Raw genomic sequence first — 23,471 nt, 5'->3', positions numbered from 1 at the left:
CTCAAAACCCGCACCTCCCAAACATCATGACGTCGACGATTCTTCCGCTCATCGCTCAGTTTCGCAGCGCTTTTTCGGCTCCCAGTTTCGCTAACTTTCAGTTTCTTATGCTGGCCTGGCTGATGAATCCGGCGCGTGGCTGGATCTCCAATTGCCTCAGAGCCATCTTTCATATGCCCCAGCTCTATCCCACTGATCGCGGCAAGGCCAAGCACTTCTCGTGCTTCTACAGGCTTTTCAGCCGTGCCAAGTGGAGCACCGATGAGCTGGGGCACTTGATGCTTGGGCTTTTCGAGCCGTGGCTTGGCGAATCGGTGACCATCTTGATCGACGACACTCTGTGTCGCAGAAGCGGACCCATGGTACTCGGCGCAGGCTTCCACTACGACCCGCTGCAGGTCAGCTACGAGCAAGGTCGGCATCGTGTACGCTTTAGCTTCGGGCTCAATTTCGTGGTGCTCGCCGTTTGGGTGCCGTGTCCATTCGTCCACGCAAGGGGCGTGGCGATTCCGGTGCTCTTTCGGCTCTACCGCAGCAAAAAGACCTGTCCCGAAGGCAAGTGGAAGAGGCGTACCGAGCTCGCCGTCGAGATGCTCGAGGTCTTGAGAAGCTGGTGGCCGACGCGCCCACTCGAGCTGTGCGTCGATGACGAGTATGCCTGCAAAAGAGTCGGCGCCGTGCTCGACCAGAACATCATTTTGACGGCTCCGATGCGCTTTGACGCCGCCCTCTACCAACACAAACGCCCCGAGCACACCGGCCGTGGGCGGCGACCCATCTGGGGCAAGCGCCTCGAGACGCCCAAAGAACTCGCTCAGGACGCCTCGGTCCCCTGGCAACACATGGAGCTTGTCGTCTACGGCCGGACGGTTACGCTGATGGTCAAGACGTATCAGGCCCGCTGGAAGAGCATGGGCAAGGAACGGGTCTTGACGATCCTCGTCACCCGCGATCCGACCGGCACCTACGACGACCGCTGCTTTTTTCGCACTGAAGCAGACGCCGAAGTCCAGGATTTTTTCACGACGATCTGTCGGCGCTGGACGCTGGAGATGACGTTTCGAGATGCCAAACAGCTCTTGCACCTCGAGGACATCCAAAGCGGCTTTATCCACCGCGGCAAGCCAGCCAAAACCCATCGCCGAAAGCGGCCTGGGCCGCAAGCTCCCGTGGACGCCGACCCCAGAGCATCCAGACGCACCGGCCCTTTTGTCATGCTTGCCTATGGTTTTGTCGTGCGGTGGTATCTGGCACATGGGCAACCGGCTCGCGACCTGAAATGGGCGAAATTTCTAGCGCCGTGGTGGCGGCATAAGACCACCATCAGCTTTGGCGACATGCTCCAAGCGTTTCGCCGTCAGATGGAGCATGAACAATTATGGACGAACCCGCCTGAGCACGGCTTCGACGAAAATTATCTGCAGTCTCTGGGCTTCGAGCGGCCGAATCAGCAAAAGCTTTTCACAATGGCCGCTTGAATCCCTAAAACAAGCCTCAAAAGAGGCCATTAATTTTGTAATCTACCAGGGCAAGATGCCCTGGCTCCTATAGAATCGCTGTCGAAGATGGCGAAACTCTAGTCTATTAGCGCCAAAGGCCCTAATCTGGAGTTTCGCCATCTTTTCAGGCGGCACTCCTTGAGTTGGCGCGTCTAGTATGCTCAGCGATTAGTAGGTACGTGGCATAAGTGGTCGAAATGAAAATAAGAAGGGCTTGGAGGTGGTTGCTAGGGTTGCGTACACCAAGCAGTCCAACCGTCCAAGCCCTGGCTCGACAATGGCCTCTATCAAAGCCCTCATCGAGATGTTTCGACCGGCCTTCAGCACCCCGACTTACGACAACTTTAGTTACCTGATGTTGGCCTGGATCCGATGTGAATCTAGGCGATGCATCAGTAACCTGTTGCGCGCCGGCCGTTTTATGCCGGGGCTGAGGATGAAACCGGACGGTGAGCCCAAACATTTCTCGATATTCTATCGGTTCTTTTCGCGGGCCAAATGGAGCCTGGATGAGCTCGGCCATCTGCTGGCGTTGGCTTTGAAGGCCCGACTCGGACAAACGGTGTATGTGCTTGTGGATGATACTGTTTGCCGGCGCACTGGGCCCTTTGTGATGGGCGCCGGAATCCATCGAGACCCGATGCGCTCGACCCTCACCGGCAAGAGGGTGCGCAAGTCGGCATTCTGCTGGGGTCTTCAATTTGTGACGCTGGCAGTTTGGGTCCCGGTCGGTTTCATGCACAGCGGCGGCATCGCCGTTCCGTTGCTGTTTCGTCTGCACCGCACCCGTAAGCTGTGTCCGCCTGAGGCCTATTGCAGCCGCCCCCAGCTTTTTGCCGAGATGCTCGCAGTCTTGAGAAGCTGGTGGCTCGAGGCCCATTTTGTCGTCGTGGGCGACAACGACTACGTCAACAGGACCGTTTTTTCGGCCCTGGACGATAACATGGAGATGGTCGGCCGATTCAAAGCCAATGCAGCTCTCTTTGATGCCAAGGTCGAGCAAACGCCGGGGCCGGGACGCCGACGCATCTGGGGCAAGCGGCTCCCATCGTTGGCCGAGCTCGCTGAGGATCCCCAGCTGCCGTGGAAAGAGCAAATCCTTTACATCTATGGTCAACAACTGCAGCTTTGGATCAAAACATTTGAGGCTCAGTGGAAGAGCGCCGGGAAGGATCGCGTGCTGACCGTCGTCATCACTCGCGATCCGAGCGGACGACTCGAAGATAACTACTACTTTCGAAGCCGGCCGGGCTGCTCGGGCCCCAAAGTCCTGATTCCGCAGAGCCTGCGGTGGTCGCTGGAGAGCTGCTACCGTGACTGCAAGCAGTACATGGGCATCGAGGAGGTCCAAAACGGATTCGCTCAAGGAGACGAACCTGCAGATTCGACGATCCACGGGCCCAAGGCTCCTATCGAGCGGCGGCCGATCGCCTCGGAGCGCACGGTTCCATTCGGAATGCTGTGCTACAGCTTTGTGGTGCTGTGGTATCTCGACCATGGTCAGCCGCTCAAAGACATATGGTGGGCGCGCTATCTGGCCCCGTGGTATCCGCACAAAGTGACAATCAGTTTCGTCGACATGCTCCAGGCATTTCACCGCCAGATGGAGCAAGAACAATTATGGCAAACCCGGTCTGACGACCGGGTTTACGAAAAACAGACAACTCAACTGGCCCGACACGCGCCGCCAGGGGCCGATGGGGCTCGCAAGGCGGCCTGAAACGGCCTACCTTCGGCCCAATTTACGAGGGCAAGATGCCCTCGCACCGAAGAAAACGCCGACAAATTCGGCGAAACTCCAGCCTAATGGCCACAGCCCCTGCAAGGCGCACGCTCGAGACCCCAACCCCCAAGAGCCGGTCTCACCACGCCGACCCATCCGCCCGAAGCCCCGGCGAGCTGTTGCCCACCGCGCCCGACACCTGGTCGTGGTAGTCGAGGGGGCTGTCGGGGTTGCCGTCGTCGAGGCGGTTCAAACTCTTGCCAGACGTCGCGTTGTCGTAGTGCACCGCGTCGACCGGCTCACCGCCGGTGTCGAAGAGGGTGATCACGTCGCCCGAGTTGTTCAGCGACAAGTTGCCGCTGCTGGCCGACACGGCCCCTGACACCGTGTCGTGGGTGCCGCTGTCGAACACGACGATGACGCCGTCGGGCGCCAAGCGCGTGTCGCTGGGGAAGGTGTGTCGGTCCGAGACGACCGCGTCGCCCAGCGTCCAGCCGCTCAGGTCGGCGGTCTGGGTGCCCACGTTGATGATCTCGACGAATTCTTGGCCGGCGTCCGAGCCGTCGGGGTTGGGGAAGACCTCGTTGATGATGACGCGGGTCTCCAGGTCGGCGCGCGTCCACAGGCTGCCGTCGACGCGGGTGCCCGGCGACGAGCTTCCCAGCGCGCTGCCGATGGTGTCGTGGTCGACCATCGCGGCCAAGGGGCTGCCGTCGGTCTGGCGGTTGAGGCTCGCCCCGTCGGTCGAGCCGGCGTACTGGACCTGGTCGACGTGGCGGCCCAGGTGGTCGACCAGCGTGATGGTGTCGCCGGTGTTGTTGAGCGACAGCGTGCCCGACGACGAGGTGATCGCGTTCGCGATGCTCGTGTGCGAGCCGCTGTCGAAGACCACGACCGACTCGCCCGGGCCGAGGGTGCGCGCGCTGAACACGTGGCGGTCGCCGGCGACCGAGTCGCCGAGTTGCCAGTCCTGCAGGTTGACCGACGCGCTGCCCGCGTTGACCAGCTCGATGAACTCGTTGCCGTCGTCGGTGCCCGACGGGTTGGGGAAGAGCTCGTTGATGATGACCTGCGGCTGGCCCGCCCACGCGGTGCCGTCGGCGCGGCGGTTCGGCGAGCTCTCGAGGCCGGTGCCCAGCGTGTCGTGGGTCACGAAGTCGCCCTCTTTGCCCCCGTCGGGGTCGCGGTTGAACGAAATCCCCGACTCGGCACTCTTGTAGGCCACCCGGTCGATGACCACGTCGTGCTCGTCTCGCAGCACGATCTCGTCGGCGTTATTCGCCAGCCCCAGATACCCCGTCGAGGCGACGGTGCGCGGGTTCTGCGCGGTCGCGCCGCCGCTGTAGACGACGATCGAGCCGCCGCGCGGGAGCACCACGTCGCCAAAGACGTGGCGGGCCTTGCGAAGCCCGTCGCCCAACTGCCAGCCGGTCAGGTCGATGGGCGCGGTGCCCGTGTTGACGATCTCGACCCACTCGTTGTCGCTGTCGGCGCCGTCGGGGTTGGGCATGAACTCGTTGATGCGCACCGGCGTAAACAGATTGGCGCACGGGTTGGGCGGCTTGACCTGGATGTCCGGGTGGGGCCGGGCGACCTCGAGGTTCTTGCAGAATTCTTCGAGGTAGGGCGCGGCGTACTCGGGGCCGTGCAGCACGAGGATATTCTCGTCGTTATTCTCGGTGGCGTTCTTCGACCAGTTGTACGAGCCGGTGACCACCACCGGGTCGGAGTCGGTGCCCGGGTCGATGAGCATGACCTTGTGGTGCAGCTTTCCGCCCGCAAAGCCGATGGCGTTTTCGTTGCCGTCGATAAAGACCGGCAAGCCCGCCTCGGCGAGCTTCTCGTCGACGCTGTAGCGGCCGCGTGCCTGGCTCTCGTCGAAGATGCCCACCACCTCGACGCCGCTGTCGGCCAGCGCGATGAGGTCGTCGGAGATGTCGCCGTGGGTGAAGCTAAAGATCATGAAGAAGACGCGCGTGTCCGCCTCCTGCAACAGGTCGCGCACACGCTCGGCGGCGTCGTCCTGCGGGCTGAAGTAGACCTCCGCGGGGCGGTTGCCGATGCCCACCGGCAGGCTGATCCCCAGCGGCTCTTTGGAGCGGCCGAACTTGCGCTCGTCGTACATCTGCTGGAACTCCTGCGCGTAGATGTCGGCCAGGTCGGTGCTCTCGATGCGCAGCAAATTGTTGTTGTTACGCATCACACCGTTCTCGGAGTAGTTCATCGAGCCGGTGAACACGATGCGGTTGTCGATGACCGCGAATTTGTTGTGCATGATGCGGTCGTGCGGCTTGCGAAGCGCCATCTCCACGCCGGCGTGCTCGAGGCGCACGTAGCCCTCGTCTTCGAGCTCGTCGCCGTCGCCCACAAAGCGCACCTCTACGCCGTTGTTGGCCGCCTCGACGGCCGCGTCGACGATCTCGGGGCGGTTGAACTCGTACAGGCACAGGTCGACGCTGGTCTGCGCGCCGCGAATCGCCTCGGCGATGGCGTCGTCGGCCTCGGGGTCTTCGCCGCCGTCACGCACGATGCCCGGGCGGGTAAAGTGCAGCTGCACCTCGCCGTCGGCGATCACGTAGGGCCGGCGCACGGTCTGCCAGCCCTGCGGGCCGTCGTCTTGTTGGCTACCATCTTGCTGGCGGCCATCTTGCTGGCTGCTTTCGTCGGCCGGGGCGGGCGCTTGGGCACTGCCCGGGGCGTCGGGGGCGGCGTTGAGGCATCCGCTCAGGACAAGCAAGAGGGCCAGGCCGAGCAGCTTTCGGAGCATCAAACTCTTCATCGTTCTATCCAATATTTACAGCGTAAAATCGATATTCAGGTAATACACGCCGGTGTCGGTGGCTCCGTAGCCGTCGACGACCAGGTACACGGTGCTCGCCTGGGGCGGGCCGGTGTACTCGAGGTACTCCGGGTCGCCCGGGGCGCGGTCGTCGGCGCACTGCAAGACCGCGCCGTCACACGCCTCGAGCAAGTAGAGCACCGGGTCGGCGCCGGGCATGTCGACCCGGGCGCGTAGCGTCTGCGAGGGGCCGAGCTCCACCGGGAAGATCGCCTCGGGGGCGTCGGCCGTTTGGCCCAAGCACGACTCCACCGACACGGTGTTCTGGCTGCCCAGGAATTCGCTGGTGAGTCCCTCGTATTCACCTTCGCCGAGCGGCGTCAGCGCCGCGGCGTCCTGGCAGGTCGTCTGCGGGTTGAGCCACGGGCGAAGCGTCAGCGCCCCGGGGACCGTGTAGTCGACCCCGCTGATCTGGGTCGCCACGTCCCGCGGGCCCGGATTGGTCAGCGGCGTGGCCACCGACACGGTCACAAAGGCCGTGTCCGCAAAGGCGACGTCGATATTCTCGACGGTGACGTCCGCGCCGAAGTCGAAGCTCGCCGTGGAGGCGTCGAAGTCGCCGGCAAAGGAGACCACCTCGAGCTCCTCGGAGCGCGCGCCGCCGGTGACCACGGGCGGGGCGACCACGAACGGCTGCTGGGGGCCTCGGCGGATGTCGACGGCGAAGTGCTCGGTGGGGCCGTCGGCGGTGCCGTAGCTGTCGACGACCAGCAAGATGTCCTCTTCGTAGTAGGCGGTGTAGCTGAGCGTGGCGGCGCGCTCTTTTCGCGGCGACATCGTGCACGCATACACCGGCAAGGTGTCGCTGCAGTCGCCGACGATATACATCGTGCCGAGGCTCTGCTGGTTGAGCAGGCGAGCGTGGAGCGTCTGGCCCGGCTTCATGTGCAGCGGGATGACCTGCTCGCGTCCGGTGGGGTCGCCCAGAGGGCAGTCGTCGGTGGCGAACGCGCCGGTCGAAAGTCCATCGTTGGTCGCAAAGTAAGTCCCGTCGGCCAGCGGCCCCTCGTCGAGTGCGCTCTGGCAGTCGCCCGAGGCGGGCAGCGACGCGGCCACCCACGCCGCCTCGTCGAGGTTGACCGCGCGGCCGGTATCGTCGACGAAGCTCAGGCCAACGGCGCCCAGCTCGGCGTCCGCATCGACCTCGACCGTCAGCCCGATCCTGTGGTGGGCGGTGTCGAGCATCCGGATATTCTGCACGCTCACCCCGGCCGGCAGGTCGAACACGAGCTCGTTCGGCCGCACGGCGCCGTCCCACCAGTTCAACTCCACTTCGGTGGTTGTGCCCGCAGGCCACACGAACGGATCCATCTTCCACGGCTTGACGCGCTTGCCATACAGCCACTGGCGCGCGGTGCTCACGACTTTAAGCCGCCCCTCGCGAAGCTGGACGGTGTCTTCGAGCAGGCGGGTGATCGAAAACGTGGGCGCGTCGCGCACGACGATGGACGCCTGGCGCATCAACTCGCTCAAGTTGGCGCGGCCGGTGTCCTCGACGCGCCACATATGGGCGTCGTCCCAGGTCTCGGCGGTCAGCACGATGGTGTCGTCGGGATCGGCGCTCGGCGTCCACTCGACGACGACGTCTTTGCCGCGCCGCACCGGCACGAGCTGCGAGGTGTCGTGGCTTGTGATCTCGAGCGGCTCGGGCAGGGTGACCGCCGCCTCGAGGGCCTGGCGCGAGATGTCTTCGCCGCCGTCGATCTCGAGGTCCATCGGCACCGCCGGGTCCTGGCGCTCGGCGTGCAAAAACGCGTCTTCTTGCAGCGTCAGATAGACCGGCGTGTCGTGGGCGGCCAGGATATTCTCGTCGACGTGGGCGACCGAGTGCTCACCCACGGTGACGTAGATGCCCGCGTCGAGCACGTCGTCGAGGCCAAACCCGTCGACCGTCGCCGGCTGCATCGGGCCGGCCTCACCGACCGCGGGCAGCGACCAGTGTCCGAGCGGCAAAAAGATGGGCCACCCCTCGCTGCGGACCAACCAGCCGAGCGCGTTTTCGACGCCGGCTTCGGCGAGCGCCGGCGAGAAGACCGCCGTGGAGTGCAACTCCGGGTAGTCGTACAGCGCATCGGCCTGCCAACGCGACACGTTGAGCTGGCCGATGAGTTCCTGCGGGGGCGGGTCGACGTCGGCGTCGGCATCAGGGCTCGCGTCGGCGTCGGGCGCGGCGTCCGCGTCCTCGCCGACATCACCCACATCGGGGCCGATATCGGGGCCGGCGTCTTCTTCGCTGGGAGTGGAGACGACTTTGCCGTCACCACCGCAACCGGCAGCGAGAGCGACGGTCGCGGTCAAGACGAATACGGTAAATATCGTTGTACTTCGCACAATTACTGCTCTGTCATACATCTGTCACAAAGAGACCTTATCCTACACGGCTTCGCGTCTTGTCAAAAGTGTCTAGCTTGTCCCTTAGACACAGAAGAAGCGCAGCCGGCGAGGGGGCCGTGCGCGCTCAACATCTCGTCAAACAGGGGATGCAGTGGACGAGAACACCGAAGAATTCAACAAGCCGGAATTCAACAAGCCGGAATCCGGTAAGCAGTTCGCCTTCATCAGCGAGGACGCCGACGACGCGCTCGAGATCATCTTCGAGCACCCCGACGGCATCACCGACCGCCTGCTCGCCCACGCCCTGGGCCTTTGCGAGAGTGGCTTTTTGGTCGACGAGTTGTGGGGCGCGGGGATCGAGGTGCGCCGGGAGGTGCGAAATGGCGCCGTGGTCTACCTGCCCCCGCTGCGCAAAAACTGAATCGGCCGGTCGCTTCGCTGCCGGCAATCGAAGCCGGCACAAGTCTCCGCACAGAAAACTCGACGGCGCGACGCTCGCAGGCTAGGCTGAGGTGTACCTTTACCATCTCGAGTCTGTTGCCATGAGCCTTCGACGCAAGCTCGCTATCGCCACCTGGGCGTCGCCCCGGGAAGGTAATATCTACGGAAAGCTGACCCTCGACGTCACCGAGGCGCAGCGCTACATCGAACACGTGCGCCAAACGACCGGCGAGAAGGTCACCGTCACGCACCTGGTCGGCAAAGCCGCCGCCATGGCCCTCAAGAAGGAGCCGAGCCTCAACGGGCGCATCCTTTTTCGGCGCTTCGTGCCCTTCGAGACGGTCGACCTCTCGTTTTTGGTCACCGTCGAGGACGGCGCCGACCTGGCCAAGGCCAAGGTCGAGCGCGCCGACGAGAAGTCGGTCGCCGACATCGCCGGCGAGCTACGCGAGCAGGCCGGTAAATTGCGCCGCGGCAACGACGAGCAATTCGAAAAGTCGAAAGGCCCGCTCAAGTTGATGCCCCGCTGGATGCTGCCGCGCTTTTTGTGGCTCGTCGGCTGGCTGACCAGCGCCCTGGGCCTCGACCTGTCGAACTTCGGCCTCGACAAATTCCCCTTCGGCTCGTGCATCATCACCAGCGTCGGCATGTTCGGCATCGACGAGGGCTACGCGCCGCCCACGCCGTTCGCCCGCGTGCCCGTCTATCTGCTGGTGGGAGCCATCAAAGAGCAACCCACCGTCATCGACGGCGAGCTCGCCGTGCGCGAGCAACTGACCATCACCGCCACCGTCGACCACCGCTTCGTCGACGGCTACCAACTCGGCACCCTCGCCAACGCTTTCCGACAAGTCTTCGAGGACCCCTGGTCCCTCGACGGAGCCGACAAGCCGGCGCAGTTGCCGGAAGGCGAGCCGACGGCGGTGCCTGTTTCGTAATGGTTTTCGTGGGGGAGCGGACGGTAGGCACAAATGTGCGGTCCGGAGCCACGATGAACGCGACAGCCGGTGTGTCGAAATGTCATTTTGCATGAGCTGACCGACCGGCTCTGGCTCGGCCTTGGCCAACTTCGCCAGCGTAGCGACCAGGTTGGCCGGTGCAGCCACCAGCTCGACCGGTGCAGCCGCCAGGTTGGCCGGCGTAGCGACCAGGTTGGCCGGCGTAGCGACCAGCTCGACCGGTGCACCGCGCAGCCAGCCATGCTGTGCCGGCCGAAGCCGGCTCCGGTTTTTGAAGCCACCTTGGATAGGTCGCAGCGCACGCGCCTACCCCGACGCCGACGCCCGAACTGCCACCTTCTCACTCATCGGAACGCCGGAACCGCTGCGGCAATTGTCAGGTGGTACGTGCTCGGCCTTCGGCATGTTTGCACGAGGCAAACACACCGCCCGCCGCGAGCCGCACCGGGCAACTTGGAGCACCCTGCGCGAACCGACGGGCCTTCGGAAGACGTTCGCGCGTGACACCCACTTTTTCGGAACCGGAGCAAAACCGCTTCCGCCGCAGACCAGGTTCTGCTCGGCACCTCCGGACCGAGCCGAGGCGAGGGGATTCGCTGCAGATTCGGACGCCGTCTGACGAAGGCGATGCGGAGCATCGTCGAGGACAGAGGGCGCCGAAGATGCACGAATCAACCGCCTTCGGCGACGGGAGGAGTTGTCGAACAGAACCGTCCAAGCCCACAGGGCTCGGCCACCAGGCCAGGGGCCGCGCTCCCGAAGGAGCACGGCCCACCCGCCCATGAGAAGAGCAGCTTCGTGGCCACGAGACTTCATGCCTCTCAGTACGGTTATCGGCAGATTTTCGATTTTGTTGCGTCGATCGCCGCAGGAAGGGCGCCAGGGGCCGATTTCTCTGTTCGGCCCCGGATGCCTGTATCCATGGCATCACTTCTTCTTGGTGGGCGTGGACTGCGTCAGCAGTACCACGTCGGGAAAGAGTGGCGCGAGTCTTCCGCCCCTCTTGCAGGGAACCGCTGCGAGGAGTTCTTCGGAGTTCGAAAAGTCATCGGTGCAATCTTGTCCATCGGCCTTTCGCAACCCGTACTGGGCCGTGTCGATGAGTTGAGCGAGCACCGCCAGCGGCACGTCTCGGTCTCCGAGCCGAATATGGACTACCGTCGCGTTGAAATGGGCGCGCTTGACCTCGACGAGTTTGCTGTAGAGGCCCGGCCAGTCGTAGGTCGTCAGCACTTCGGCCACCTCTTGACGACTCTCCTCGTATTTGCCGGCACGCTGGAGCGCTCGAGCCTTCGCGAGTGCGGCGGGGTCGACCTGTGTCTTGGGGCGACACACCGTGGGGCCTGTCGAAGGACATCCTTCGATTTGGGGCAAGGTGGCGCGCGGCGAGGAGACGGTGAAGCCGTCGGGCAAAATATCGATCGTGAGCAGCAAGGGCTTCGAGCCCTCGGGCGGTTCGGTCGGGGGAAGCTGGTCGAGCAGCGTCATGTTGGTGACGCCCAAGCCCACTTCGGGCACTCGCACAAAGAGCTTGAACCGGCGGATGCCGGCGACATCCTCTGCTCCCACCATCAACGCCAGAAGCTCGTGTGCGCCAATGGTGTGGTCAGCTGCCACGCGCAGGACGGGATCGAACGCTTCGTTCGAGTGCTCGGCTTTGTCTCGGGATATGGAGATCGGCCCGGAGAGCTTCTCTTTCCACGCCGTCGACCCGTCCGTCAGCGCCGTGCGCGGGAAACTGGCAGACGGGTCGGTGTCGGCCTTGCGCTCGCCGCTGACGATCTCGAACCGACCCACTTCGACGGTGTCGAGTCCCAGCTCGACGTAGGGACCCGGAACCGGTGACAGAGGGCTGAATATCGTCGGCAACACCAGTTCGGGGCGCGCCTCGAGACTGACGAGGGCGTCTTTCGTCTGCTCCGACGAGGAGGGTGCCTCACTGGATTCTCGCTGAGCCGCTTGGGGCTCTCTCACCTGCTTTGGCTGACAGGCAATCAGCGTGAACCCAATCAGAGTGCAGCCAATAGGCGCGGCGAGCCCACCAAGTGAGGCAGCACGACTCATTATGCTCCTCAACCCAGCCGCTCGATGATCAACGGCTTGTCGTCGGCCGGGCCGTCGCCGATGCGGATCGCCTTCTCCAGGCGCGCCACGCAGTCTTTGAGGCCCTTGCCGTTGTGGTGGATTTCCAGGATGGGCTCGTCTTTTTCGACCGTCTCGCCGCGCTTTTTGCGGAAGACGAGGCCGACGGCCGGGTCGATGTCGTCTTCTTTGGTGTGGCGGCCGGCGCCCAGCTCGAGGGCGGCCAGGCCGACCTGCTCGGCGTTCATGTGTTCGATGACGCCGGCCTTGGGGGCGCCGAAGGTGACCACGTGGTCGGCTACGCCCATGATCGTCGGGTCGTCGCACACCTCGGGGTTGCCGCCCTGGGCTTCGATGATCTCGCGGAAGACGTGCAGCGCCGAGCCGTCTTGCAGAAGCTCGTAGAGCATCTTTTTGGTGTAGTCGCGATCGTCGACCTTGTCGGCGGCGTCGAGCATCTCGCAGACGAGTTCGACGGTGATCTCGGTGAGGTCTTCGGGGCCTTCGCCGCGAAGCGTGGCGATCGACTCGACGACCTCGAGGGTGTTGCCCACGGCCAAGCCCAGCGGCTGGTCCATGTCGGTAATGAGCGCGCGCACCTCGGTGCCCATCGCCTGGCCGATGCCGATCATCGTCTCGCCCAGCTTGCGCGCGTTGTCGACGTCCTTCATGAACGCGCCGCTGCCGACTTTGACGTCGAGCACCAGCGCGTCGATGCCCTCGGCGAGCTTCTTGCTCATGATCGAGCTTGCGATGAGCGGGATGCACTCGACGGTGGCGGTGACGTCGCGCAGCGCGTACAGCTTTTTGTCGGCCGGCGCGATTTCGCCGGTCTGGCCGATCAGGCCCAGCCCGATGTCGTCGACCAGGCGGCGAAACTCGCCGACCGGCTGGTTGACGTCGAAGCCGGGGATGCTCTCGAGCTTGTCGAGGGTGCCGCCGGTGTGGCCCAGGCCGCGTCCCGAGATCATCGGGACCTTCAGACCCGCGGCCACGGCCAGCGGGGCGAGGATGAGCGAGACCTTGTCGCCCACTCCGCCTGTGGAGTGCTTGTCGACCTTGACGCCCCTGATATCCGACAGGTCGAGCACCTCACCCGAGCGCAGCATCGCGTCGGTCCAGGCGCCGAGCTCATCGGAGTCCATCGACTGGAAGTAGACGGCCATGGCAAAGGCGGCCATCTGGTAGTCGGGGATATCGCCGTCGGTATAGCCCTTGATGAGCGCGCGAAGCTCGTCGGCGCTCAGTTTTTCGCCGTCTCGTTTGCGTCGGATGAGTTCGGGAACGTGCATGGTGCCTCGTTGTGCTGTTGGTTCAGATTATCTGCAACGAAGCCAATGTAGTGGCCGGCACGCGGCCACGCAACTACCACTCTCCCATGTGCACGAAGTCGTCCTGAGGGCGGCGGCTGCGCGGGGCACGCTCGCGCTCTTCGAGGTCGTCGGGCAGGTCGGCGGGCTCGCCCAGATACCCCAGCGCCAGCGCCGTGATCGGCTCGAAATGCTCGGGGATGCCGTACGCTTCGGCGATCTTGTCGCGGTGAATGCCGGCCATCGGGTGGGCATAGACGTCGTGGTCGAGCGCCTGCAGGAGCAAAAACCCGGTGGCGAGGCCCACGTCGTGGCGGCCGTGGCTGTAGTTGCGACCGGTCTCGGGATCGTGGGTCTGCGCCATCACCAACACCAGCGCGGCGGCCTCCGTGGCCCACCGCTTGTTGCCGTCCATGAGCATGCTCGACGCCTTTTCGAACGCTGTTTCGTCCTCGCGCCGCGCCACGATAAAGCTCCACGGCTGGGCGTTGAACGCCGAGGGTGCCCAGCGCGCGGCCTCGAAGATGGAGCGCAGGGTCGCGTCGTCGATCGGCTTGTTTGCGAAGGCGCGCGGGCTGAAGCGACGCGCGATGAGGTCGTGGACCGGGTGGTCGGTGGCGGCGAGTTTGCTGGAGGGCGGCGTGGGAGCTTTGGGGTGCTTCTTGGCGGTGCTCATTGGGGGCCTCGTTGGGTGGTTTGGGAATCAGCTTTGTTTACCCAACGATGGTAATGCGGTTTTGGTAGGCAACAATCCCCGTAAAAGGAAAATGAGCGTTTTTGTGTGAGGACAATGGGGCGCGTAGCCGTGCGGCGCCCCCCATCCGCCTCGCGCCTGCGAAGAGCTAGGCTTTGCTTTGTGGCGCCCCCCATCCGTCTGGCGCTATAAAACGCGCCAGACACCTTCCCCCGGGGGAAGGGCTGCCTTAGCGCGCCTGAACCACGTAGCTTTTCGCAGGGGCATCCCTTCCCCCGGGGAAGGTGCCGAGCGCGCTGTTTAGCGCGAGGCAGATGGGGGGCGCCGCTAAGCAACGCGTAGCAAATCGAAACAGCGCCAGGCGGATGGGGGGCGCCGAAAAGCAACGCGTAGCAAATCGTCGGGGCATCACGAAGCCACGCGTTGCTTCAGGTTACAAAAACATCCGATACCCAATCACCGCGTTCAAACTGCCCGTGTCGGTATCGCGCAAGATGAAGTTATCGACCGAGGCGTAGCCGAACTGCACTTCGACCAGAAGCGAACCGGGCCCCAGGAAGAAGTCGGCGCCCAGCGCCGCGTAGCCGCCAAAGTCGGTGTCCTGCTCTTCGTACTCGCCGAACGGCTGGCCGTCGGCTTCGCCGTCGACGTCGGTCTGCCACAGGTACATCCGTCCGCCCAGGGCGCCGTAGGGGACGACCAGGTCCGAGCCGACGTCGAGGCGGTACAGGCCGCCCAGGGTGAGCACGACCTGGTGCATCGTGGCCTCGTAGCTCCAGGTGCCGTCGCCGGGGAGGCGCTCGTCGGGGCCGGCCTCGGTCTCCTCGGAGCTGGGCGCGGCGTACTGGCCGCTCAAGAAGACCTCGATGCTGCGGTCGAGCACCGGCAGGGTGTAGCCGAGCTCGAGCTCGCCGGTGAAGGTGGTGTCGAATTCGCTGGTGAGCTGCGGGAAGCCGCCGCCGACCTTGGCGCCGATGACCAGGCCGAGGCCCGAGAGCCCGCCTTGCTGGTAGATCAGCTCGTCGTCGGCGCCGACTTCCATCTCGGCGCCGACGGTGGCGTCTTCGTCGGCCATCGGCTCGACGGCCTCGTCTTCGGCCATCGGCTCGGCCATCTCCTCGCCTTCGGCCGGTTGAGCCTCCGGTTCGGTGTCGGTCTCAGTGTCTGTCTCGGTCTCCGTCGCCGCCGGCTGCTCGTCTTCCGGCGGAGTTCCCATCTGCTGGCTGAACGCGGTGGCCGGGGCGAGGGTGAGCACGGCGGCCAGGGCCAATAGTTTTATATGCATCATCGATTTCATCGTCATTTCTCCATTGATGTCTTGCCTTTCGGCGCTCGGTTGCCGGCCGGAGACCCGTGGGGCCTCCGGCTCACACCCGTTTATTTGACCGTCTGCTCGACCACGTCGAGGGCGTTGCCGGCGTCGTCGGCGCCGCCTGCGACGAAGAAGAATGCGCTCTCGGAGGCCAGCGCCGGGTAGAAGCGCGGCGTCGGCAGGCTACCTCCACCGAGTGCATTCCAGTTGTCGAGATCGGGACCTGCGATGATCTCGGTCGACTGGTCGTTGGTGATGGCGGTGTTTCGCCCACCCGCGAACAGGAACAGGAAATCGTTGGCCGCAGCGCCGACGGCGCCACCTCGGCCCGTCGAGATACCGTTTTCGGTGTCGAGCGTGCCGCCTGCCGAGGCCATCAGGTCGCCGTCGGTGCTCGTGGCGTCGAGGAAGCCCGACAAGATGGCGCCCGTCGACTGACCGTTGGCCAAAAAGCCGGTGCCCACGAAGATGTAAGTCTCGCCGGCGGCCACATCGCCGCTCTCGCGGTTGGTGACCGTCCAGGCGACCAGGCCTTCTTTGGCTGCGCCGATGGTGCGCGTGCCCGTGGTCCAGCCCGACACCGTCTGGGTGCCGTCGGCGGCGACGTCGACAGTGGCCCACTCGTACGAGTCGAGCAGCGTGTCGGAGGCGTCGCGCCCGCCGAAGGCGTACAGGAAGTACTGGCTGACGTCGTTGGGGTTCTGCACGGCGACGGTGGCGTGGTTGGCACGCGCGGTGTTCAGCGCCGAGCCGGTCATGTCACGCCATTGACCCAGCGAGCCGGGCGGGAGCGGCACCGTGCCCGTGGTGACCGCGGTCTGGCCGTCGTCGGTGTAGCTGGTGGTCGTGCCGTCGGTGACCTCGGCCAGAAGCTCGACGTTGTCGGCGTCGCCGTCAGCCGCGGCGGTGCGGTAGATGCGGTAGCCGTCGGCGCCGGGCACCTGATCCCAGGTCAGCGTCAGGATGATATTCTCCTGACGGTCGGGAAGCTGCACGCTCAGCACCTCGCCGGGGAGCGACTCGCCGCCCGGGTTGTCCGGGTCGGTGTCGGGGAAGGTCGCCGAGACCTTGTAGTACCAGGTGCCTCCGTCGAGGCCGGTGGTGCCGTCGCCCAACTCGGCGTCGAGGTCGGTGACCTCGGGGCCGGCCAACGGATCCAAGATCTGGGCGCGGTACAGGGTGTTCTGAGCGCTGGTGCCGTTGCTGCCGCCGACCATGTAGATGTAGCGACCGATGATCGCCGTCGACGCCAGGGTGCGCGCTTCGGGCAGGCTGTAGCGCTGGTCGAACCAGCTTCCCAGGGCGCCGAAGACGCCCACGCGCGCCGACTCGACGCTCGTCTTGGCGTTGGCCAGCGTGCCGTCGTCACCACCCATGGCGTACAGGAAGCGGCTGGTGGCGGTGGGACGTCCCGCCTCGAGGCCGAGGGCGCGACGCGGCTCCTGCATGCTGCTGGTGGTCGAGAAGGGGAACAAGTTCTGGGCCGGCTCTTTGACCGAGACCGCCGAGAACTCGAAGGAGGCGCCGTCGGGGTTGATCACGCGCACCAGGCAGACGTTGCCCGCCGACACGTTGCTCAGGTCGGGGGTGATGGTCAGCTCGGTGGCGCTGACGAAGGAGGCGCCCACCGACGGGGTGCTCGTGGTGCCGTTGAGGTCACAGGTGAACTCGACGGTCGCGCCACTCTGGAAGTTCTCGCCGAAGACCGTGGCGGTGGGCGTGGTGCCCGCGTCGAACGAGCCGGGCTGCACGCCGGTGACGAGCGGCGGCTCGGCGCTGGTCACGGTCACGCCCTGGGTGAGCACGCCGACTTCACCGCCGGGGTTGACCACGATGAGGTCGTAGGTGCCCGGGTTGAGCCCGCCGGGGACGACCGCGCTCAAGGTCTGGTCGTCCTGGAACTCGACCGCGCGAAGCGCCGTGGCGATCGCGCCGGTCTGGGCCGGATTCGGGTTGATGTAGACGCGCGGGGTGGCCTCGAACAGCGCCGTGGAGTTGGCGTCGGCGGCGATCGTGATGCCGGTAGCTTCGGTCGGCGAGACGAACGCCGGCTCGACCGAGGCGATGTCGATGGTCGTGGTGTCGGTGATGGTGATCGCGTCTTCGAGGGTGCCCGCACAGCCGATGTCGCTGGTCACGCGCACGTCGTAGACGCCCGGGGTCAGCCCGCTGGGGATGGTGCCCAGGATGCGGTTGAAGCGCGTCGGGCTGCGGATGCCGGTCAACGCGGTGGCGGTGCCGTCGTCGGCGACCACCTCGACCGTCGAGGCGGCGGCGTCGAGGCCGGTGGTAAAGATCGTCGCCTCGATGGCGATGTCGTTGTAGACGACCGGCGGGTCGACGAAGAAGACCAGCGGGGTCGGCTCGACGGAGATGGCCGCTTCGAGGGTGTCGCCGCAGCCGGGCGCGTTCTCGACGGTGACGTCGTAGGTGCCCGGGGCGATGCCCTGGCTGAACTCGGCGGTCAGCTCGGTGCCGTCGTTGTTGACGGTGACCGAGGTCGCCTGCGCGGTGCCCACCGTGACGGTGGCGCCGTCGACGAACCCGGTGCCAGACACCGTGATCGTCTCGGGCTGGTCGCTGCAGATTTCGGACGGCTGTGCGTCGGTGACCGTGGGCGGCCCGGCGACCGACAGTTGCGTGGAGGTCTGGCCGGTGCAGTCGGCGGTGCCCGGGTTGGTCAGCTCGACGGTCGTCTGGGTGCCCGCCGAGATGGACGGGTCGTCGGGCAGGGTGACGGTGACCTCGGTGCACGAGCGCACCGTGGCGCCCTGGGTCTCGAGGTCTTCACAGGTGCCGCCGATGCTGTCGACGGTGACGTCGGTGCCGTTGACCGTGACGGTGGGAAGCTCGCCGTCGACCTCCAGAAAGCCGGTGCCCACCAGGGTGACGGTGGCCGGAAGCTCGGTGCTGCAAAGCGCGGCCGGCTCGATGCTGGTGATCTCGGGGGCGTCGACCACGCGCAGGCTGACCGCGTCGGCGGCCGGGTCGCTCACACATGCAGCCGTCTCCGGGTTGGCGACCACCACGTCGTGGAAGCCGGCCGGCAGGCTGCCCTGCTCGAGGGTGACGGTGACGGTGTCGCAGAACTCGGCGTCGAGGCCCTCGTGGGCCACCGGGGTGCAGCCGTCGGTCGAGTCGACGGTGAATTCGTTGCCGCCGATGCGCACGACCGCCTGGTTGTCGCCGATGCGAAGCACCGTCTGGGCGGTCAGCGTGATCGTCTCCGACCCCTGAGCCACGCAGACAAGGCCGGGGCTGACCTCTTCGACGGTGGGCCGCGGCGCGACCGCAAGCGCACCCATCGAGGTCGCGTCGGACTCGTTGGGGTTGGTCACCTGCACGTCATACACGCCCGTGGGGAGCATGCCGTCGGTGCCGTCGCCCAACGTCAGGCTGTTGGGCACCTGGAAGGCCATCAACGACTGGCTCTCCCAGCTGAGCAGCGAGGCGTTGGTCTCGCCCGGCTCGCTGCCGTACGTGATCGTCGTGCCCGTCTCGGCTTGGCCGCCGAGCGTGGCTTGTTTGATCAGCGACAGCGACGGCAGCGCCACCGTCGGGTTGCCCGGCAGGTCGACGGGCACCGGCGCCATATTTTCGCCGGTGACCTCGACGCGCGTGCCTCCCTCGGGGTGCTGCTCTTGGCAGATGATCCCGGGGTTGACCGGAAGCGCTTGACCCTGCACCGGGTCTTCGAGGCCCGGGTCCGGGCCGGTGACCTCTTCACTGCAGCCACTGACGGCCAGTCCGGCCATCAATAGGAGACCAATCATGTGACGCGGTACGCGCCACGGGACGAGTTTGCCAACATCAACCATCGGAGATCGTTTCATCATTCGACTCTCAGCTTCAAGCAGGCCAGAGCTTCCAATTGCATCTTTCAGAATACGGTTGATGGTAGTTTTAAGCCTTTTGGATCGAGATTCAAGCCTTTTTGGGGTTGAGTGCGGGTTTTTTGATGAATACAGTTGCTCTACGAGCGGAGCATGGCCGGCGCACGTGTCGTGGCGCTTCAGCGCCTCAACGCCTTGATGTCGGAAAAGCGCAAGCCGAAGCGCGCGAGGTATTTCGACGGCCGATCGGCGTCGTTGTTCGACTTCTTCTGCTCGCGCGACACCGCGAAGAGCCGCCTTCCGGCCTCTGACAACGTCTGACACTCCCTGCACACGTGCACCACGTCGGCGAGCTGGACGCGATCGAAGCGGTCGAGTTCGGCGAACGCCTCCTCGCCCATCAGCCTACGCAGGAACTTCTCCTTATCGCCTTCTTGCGCACGCCCCTGCCAGGCGCGCTGCAGGCGCGCGATCTCGTCCTCCACCGTCGCCTCGTCGATGCGTCCGCCCGGGGCGAGCGTGGCCATGCGGGTGATGGAGGCGTTCAGGTCGCGGAAGTTGCCGCGCCAGGTCGCCGCCGGCGAGGTCGCAAATTGCAGGAAACGCTCGCGGGCGGCGCGGTTGAAGCTCACCTTGCGGCCGCTCTTGCGGGTGTACTCGGCCAGCTCGAAGTCGACGTTGGGCGCGATGTCGGCGGGGCGCTCGGCGAGGGCGGGCAGGCGAAAATGCCACAGGTTGATGCGGGCGAGCAGGTCCTCGCGAAAGTCGCCGTCGCGCACGGCGGCGTCGAGGTCGCGGTTGCTGCCGGCGATGAGCTGGAAGTCGCTCTCGACCTCCGTGTCGGCGCCCACGGGCAGGAAGCGACCCGATTCGAGCGCGCGCAGGAGCATCGCCTGCTCGTCGGCGCCGAGCTCGCCGATCTCGTCGAGAAAGATGACGCCGCCGTCGGCCCGCTTGAGCAGGCCTTCGCGCGCCTCGATGGCGCCGGTGAACGCGCCGCGGCGGTGGCCGAAGAGCGCCGACATGGCGCCGTCGCCGCGCAGGGTGGCGCAGTTGACCTCGACAAAGTCGCCGGTGACCATCTTGCGGCTGTGGGCAAGCTCGAAGATGCGCCGGGCGAGCATCGTCTTGCCGGCGCCGGTGGGGCCGGTGAGCAAAATCGGCGCGGTCGAGGCCAGCGCGACGCGCTCGATGCGCTCGATGAGCGCGTTGAAGTCGGCGTCGCGCGTCTGGATGCCCGCCTTGAGCAGGCTCATCGCGGCGGCGTGCTCGCTCTCGAAGCGCGCGGCGAGCTGGTCGTATTTGGACAGGTCGAGGTCGATCACCCGGTAGGTGCCCGGCTCGGTGCGGCGTTTTTTGGGGGGCGGAGAGCTCTGCAGGAGGCGGGCGGGCAGGTGGCGCGATTCGGCCAGCAGGAACATGCAGATCTGGTGGACGTGGGTGCCCGTGGTCATGTGCAGCAGGTAGTCCTCGCGGTCGAGGTCGAACGCGTACGACTTCGAGAAGTCGTGCAATTGGCCGAAGACCTGCTCGAAGTCCCACGGGTCGTCGACGTCGAAGACGTGTCGGCGCACCTCGGTCTGGGGCGAGACCGACACGATGTCGTCGGCGAGGGTCTCGGCGAGCGCGGTGTAATCTCGCTCGTGCAACAGCTCGAAGCGGTCGACGATGAGGTCGGGGTACCTGCACGCGTTGACGGTCGGTCGCCAACGCTCCCAGCGGCCGGGGCCCACGCCCGAGTCGAGCTGGACCCCGACCATGCCGATCATGACGGTCTTACGTCGGGTCATCTACTTCTCCACACGAACCTACTTCTCCACACGAATCTACTTCTCCACACGAATCAAGGTGCCGTGCTCGTCGTCGATGCGCTCGAATCCGACGTCGACAAAGCGCGGGATGAGCGCGAGCTGGGTCGCCGTATGCGGCGTGCACTCGCTCGTGCGAAAGACGCCGCCGGAGGTGATCGTCATCGGCAAGAGCAACTGGTCGGCCAAATAGGGGCCGACCGGCGCGCCGCCGGCCAGGTAGGCGTTGACGGCGCGGGCGGTCTCTTCGCCGACCTCTTCGGCGCGCACGCCCTTGCGGCCGATGCCGGTGAAGACCTCGGTGACGTTCTCGCTCGCCACGTCGACGATGAGCGTGTTGCCAGGGGAGCGCGACTCCTCGAGCGTGACCGTTCGCGTCTCGTCGACCGGCACGTCGAGCGCCTCGGCGAGGGCGGCGAACTCGCGCTCGGCGATATGCGCGGGCAGATGCGCCAAGAGCGCGGTCGCCTCCACCGATTCGAGCCGGCCGCGCTCGACGAGCTCGAGGCTCGCCGACGGGTCGAAGCCGCGGTTGATCGTGGCGCGAACGCGCCCGCCGCCTGCCGGGTAGAACCCGTGTTGCTCCAGCCCGAACGAGACCTCGGCGCCGAGCGCCTGCATCTGCGGGCGGAACGCGCGGTCCAAAAACTCGAAGACCGGCGCGTTCATGTTGTGTGTGCCGCCTTCGACGGAGACTTCGCTCGGCTCGCCGCCCGACTCGCCGCCTGACTCGCCGCCTGACTCGGTAAGCAGGAGCAGGGCGGGCAGCACCGTCTGCAGCACCAACATCGTGCTGCCGGCGGTGCCCACGGCGAACTCGTAGTGGCCCGGGCAAATAGGCCCCGGCTCGAAGACGAGCTCGGTCGAGCCGAGCTCGGCGCCCTCGACGTGGGCGTTGCTCACCCGCGCCGCCGCCTTCACGGCGGTCAGGTGCTGGCGCATCAGCCCCGGTTTGCGTCGCCGCGCGCGGATATTTTCGATCCGAAACGGCGTCTGGGTGATCATGGCTAGTGACAGCGAGCTGCGGAGGATTTGCCCTCCGCCCTCGCCAAACGATCCATCTATCGTGAGCATCTCAGTCATTCCTCAATCCTCCGGCGGCTCACCAGGAGGCGCCATCTTCACAATCTTGGGGTCGAAGCGCGCGACGATCTCGACCAGGTCGTCCTGGTGGCTCATCACCGATTCGATGTCCTTGTAGACGTCGGGCGCTTCGTCCAGGTCGGCCGACAGCAGGGTCACGCCCGACGCGTCGAGCTCGGCCTGCACGTCCTTCCAAGAGATCTCACGCTTGGCCTGACGACGCGACATCACGCGCCCGGCGCCGTGCGCGGCGCTCTCGAGCGAGGTCGCCTCGCCCTTGCCGCGGACCACGAAGCCCGGCTCGGCCATCGACCCGGGGATGACCCCGAGCACGCCTTTGCCCGCGGGCGTGGCGCCCTTGCGGTGCACGACCACCTCGCGGCCGTCGTGCTCCTCCTTCCAGGCGAAGTTATGGTGGTTCTCGACGTCGGCCACCACCTCGGCGCCCAACGCCTCGACGATCTCGCGGTGCATGACCGCGTGGTTCGCCGCGGCGTACTCACCCATGAGGCTCATCGCCGCCCAGTACTCCTGGCCGAGCTCACTGTCGAGCTCGAGCCACGCCAGGTGCTGCAGCTCCTTGGGCAGCTCGGGGTGCCACTCGCGGGCGAGCTTCGAGTAGTGGTTCGCCACCGACGCGCCCACCCCGCGGCTGCCGCTGTGGGTCAACAGCGCCAGGTACTGGCCCTTTTTGACGCCCAGAGCGTCGTCGGCGAGCGTCAACACACCCCACTCGGCGAAGTGGTTGCCCGAGCCGCTCGAGCCGAGCTGGTAGCGCGCCTTCTCCTTGAGCCGACGCGTCACCGGCGAGACGCCCCAGTCGCGGTCCATGACCTCGTGGTCGTGGGGCTTGTCGAAGTAGGCGCCGATACCAAAGCGCGTCTCGTCCTCGATGATCTTCGACAAGTGCTCCTTGTCGTGCTCGAGCGCCGAGGGCGGCGCGTCGAAGACGGTCATCTTCATACGGCAGGCGATGTCGACGCCAACGGCGTAGGGAATCACCGCCCCCTCGGTGGCGAGCACGCCCCCGATGGGCAGCCCGTAGCCGCGGTGGGCGTCGGGCATGAGCGCGCCGGCGACGGACACGGGCAAACGGCAGGCGTTCTCGAGCTGGCCGATGGCGGCCGGGTCGAGATCCGAGCCCCACTGCTTCCAGGGCGCCGGCTCGTCGCGCTCACGGAAGAGCACGCGCTCACCGATCGCCTCGGCGAGCTCGCCGAAGATCTCGTGTTCGGCGTACTCGCCCGGCTCCTCGACGAGCTTCTCGAGCACGTCGCGCACGTCGTCGACGTCCCAGCCCGACTCGCAGGCCTTGCCCACCAGGTTCAGCGCCAGGGTGGTCGTGTTCCCCTCGGGGTAGCCCATCTGCTTCAATTCGCTGCCTCGCATCGTTCTCTCCTTGTTCGTTCTAGTTGCGGATTGTTGCGGCAACGTCGCAGAGACCTATTCCAAGATGCGTGCCAGGTCGCCAACCCGGCTTAAGAGGGGCGCTGACAGGGGGAGGGGAGACTCGTGATTAGAGGGTATTCTAAGTGTTCGCTAGATTTATAGGCG

The 23,471-nt window shown here is 65.5% G+C and carries 14 protein-coding genes; 4 read left to right on the top strand and 10 right to left on the bottom strand.

Features of this window, described 5'->3' with window-relative positions:
• The first annotated feature begins 26 nt into the window (after positions 1 to 26).
• Positions 27 to 1,478 (top strand): IS701 family transposase, encoded by a 1,452-nt coding sequence (locus FIV42_RS10100; protein ID WP_449304753.1) that lies wholly within the window; start codon positions 27 to 29, stop codon positions 1,476 to 1,478.
• 298 nt (positions 1,479 to 1,776) lie between these two features.
• Positions 1,777 to 3,219, top strand: a complete 1,443-nt coding sequence (locus tag FIV42_RS10095; RefSeq protein WP_146983763.1) for an IS701 family transposase — start codon at positions 1,777 to 1,779, stop codon at positions 3,217 to 3,219.
• Between the two features lie 142 nt (positions 3,220 to 3,361).
• Here the strand turns inward: FIV42_RS10095 and FIV42_RS10090 are convergent, their stop codons facing one another.
• Both FIV42_RS10090 and FIV42_RS10085 read right to left on the bottom strand, forming a co-directional pair.
• The gene (locus FIV42_RS10090; protein ID WP_141197557.1) at positions 3,362 to 6,001 is read right to left on the bottom strand and encodes a lamin tail domain-containing protein; all 2,640 of its coding nucleotides are present in this window, start codon (positions 5,999 to 6,001) and stop codon (positions 3,362 to 3,364) included.
• A gap of 15 nt (positions 6,002 to 6,016) precedes the next feature.
• Complete coding sequence (locus FIV42_RS10085) at positions 6,017 to 8,359, bottom strand: hypothetical protein (protein WP_141197556.1); 2,343 nt, start codon at positions 8,357 to 8,359, stop codon at positions 6,017 to 6,019.
• A 187-nt stretch (positions 8,360 to 8,546) separates the two neighbouring features.
• Here FIV42_RS10085 and FIV42_RS10080 point away from each other — a divergent pair, with 187 nt between their 5' ends.
• On the top strand, positions 8,547 to 8,816 hold the full coding sequence (locus tag FIV42_RS10080) for a hypothetical protein (protein WP_141197555.1): 270 nt from the start codon (positions 8,547 to 8,549) through the stop codon (positions 8,814 to 8,816).
• 121 nt (positions 8,817 to 8,937) lie between these two features.
• The gene (locus tag FIV42_RS10075; protein ID WP_141197554.1) at positions 8,938 to 9,774 is read left to right on the top strand and encodes a 2-oxo acid dehydrogenase subunit E2; all 837 of its coding nucleotides are present in this window, start codon (positions 8,938 to 8,940) and stop codon (positions 9,772 to 9,774) included.
• A gap of 948 nt (positions 9,775 to 10,722) precedes the next feature.
• Here FIV42_RS10075 and FIV42_RS10070 read toward each other — a convergent pair.
• The 8 genes from FIV42_RS10070 to FIV42_RS10035 form a co-directional block, all read right to left on the bottom strand.
• The gene (locus tag FIV42_RS10070; protein WP_141197553.1) at positions 10,723 to 11,664 is read right to left on the bottom strand and encodes a hypothetical protein; all 942 of its coding nucleotides are present in this window, start codon (positions 11,662 to 11,664) and stop codon (positions 10,723 to 10,725) included.
• Between the two features lie 203 nt (positions 11,665 to 11,867).
• Positions 11,868 to 13,169 (bottom strand): thymidine phosphorylase, encoded by a 1,302-nt coding sequence (locus FIV42_RS10065; RefSeq protein WP_141197552.1) that lies wholly within the window; start codon positions 13,167 to 13,169, stop codon positions 11,868 to 11,870.
• 73 nt (positions 13,170 to 13,242) lie between these two features.
• The gene (locus tag FIV42_RS10060; protein WP_141197551.1) at positions 13,243 to 13,863 is read right to left on the bottom strand and encodes a nitroreductase family protein; all 621 of its coding nucleotides are present in this window, start codon (positions 13,861 to 13,863) and stop codon (positions 13,243 to 13,245) included.
• A 451-nt stretch (positions 13,864 to 14,314) separates the two neighbouring features.
• A complete protein-coding gene (locus FIV42_RS10055; RefSeq protein ID WP_168210531.1) occupies positions 14,315 to 15,178 on the bottom strand; it encodes a porin family protein in 864 nt (287 codons plus the stop codon).
• A gap of 80 nt (positions 15,179 to 15,258) precedes the next feature.
• The gene (locus tag FIV42_RS10050) at positions 15,259 to 19,029 is read right to left on the bottom strand and encodes an IPT/TIG domain-containing protein (protein WP_141197549.1); all 3,771 of its coding nucleotides are present in this window, start codon (positions 19,027 to 19,029) and stop codon (positions 15,259 to 15,261) included.
• A 176-nt stretch (positions 19,030 to 19,205) separates the two neighbouring features.
• Positions 19,206 to 20,816 carry an RNA repair transcriptional activator RtcR gene (gene rtcR / locus FIV42_RS10045; RefSeq protein WP_141197548.1) on the bottom strand — a complete coding sequence of 537 codons (1,611 nt, stop codon included), beginning with the start codon at positions 20,814 to 20,816 and terminating at the stop codon, positions 19,206 to 19,208.
• Positions 20,817 to 20,852: 36 nt separating this feature from the next.
• Entirely contained in the window at positions 20,853 to 21,917 is a 1,065-nt protein-coding gene (rtcA, locus tag FIV42_RS10040; protein WP_222615428.1) for an RNA 3'-terminal phosphate cyclase, read from the bottom strand.
• A gap of 3 nt (positions 21,918 to 21,920) precedes the next feature.
• Positions 21,921 to 23,306, bottom strand: a complete 1,386-nt coding sequence (locus FIV42_RS10035) for an RtcB family protein (RefSeq protein ID WP_141197547.1) — start codon at positions 23,304 to 23,306, stop codon at positions 21,921 to 21,923.
• Between the last annotated feature and the right edge of the window lie 165 nt (positions 23,307 to 23,471).

It is taken from the genome of Persicimonas caeni, from assembly GCF_006517175.1.
In the GTDB taxonomy this organism is placed as follows: Bacteria; Myxococcota_A; Bradymonadia; order Bradymonadales; family Bradymonadaceae; genus Persicimonas; species Persicimonas caeni.
This window is presented reverse-complemented; position numbering and strand designations above follow the sequence as displayed.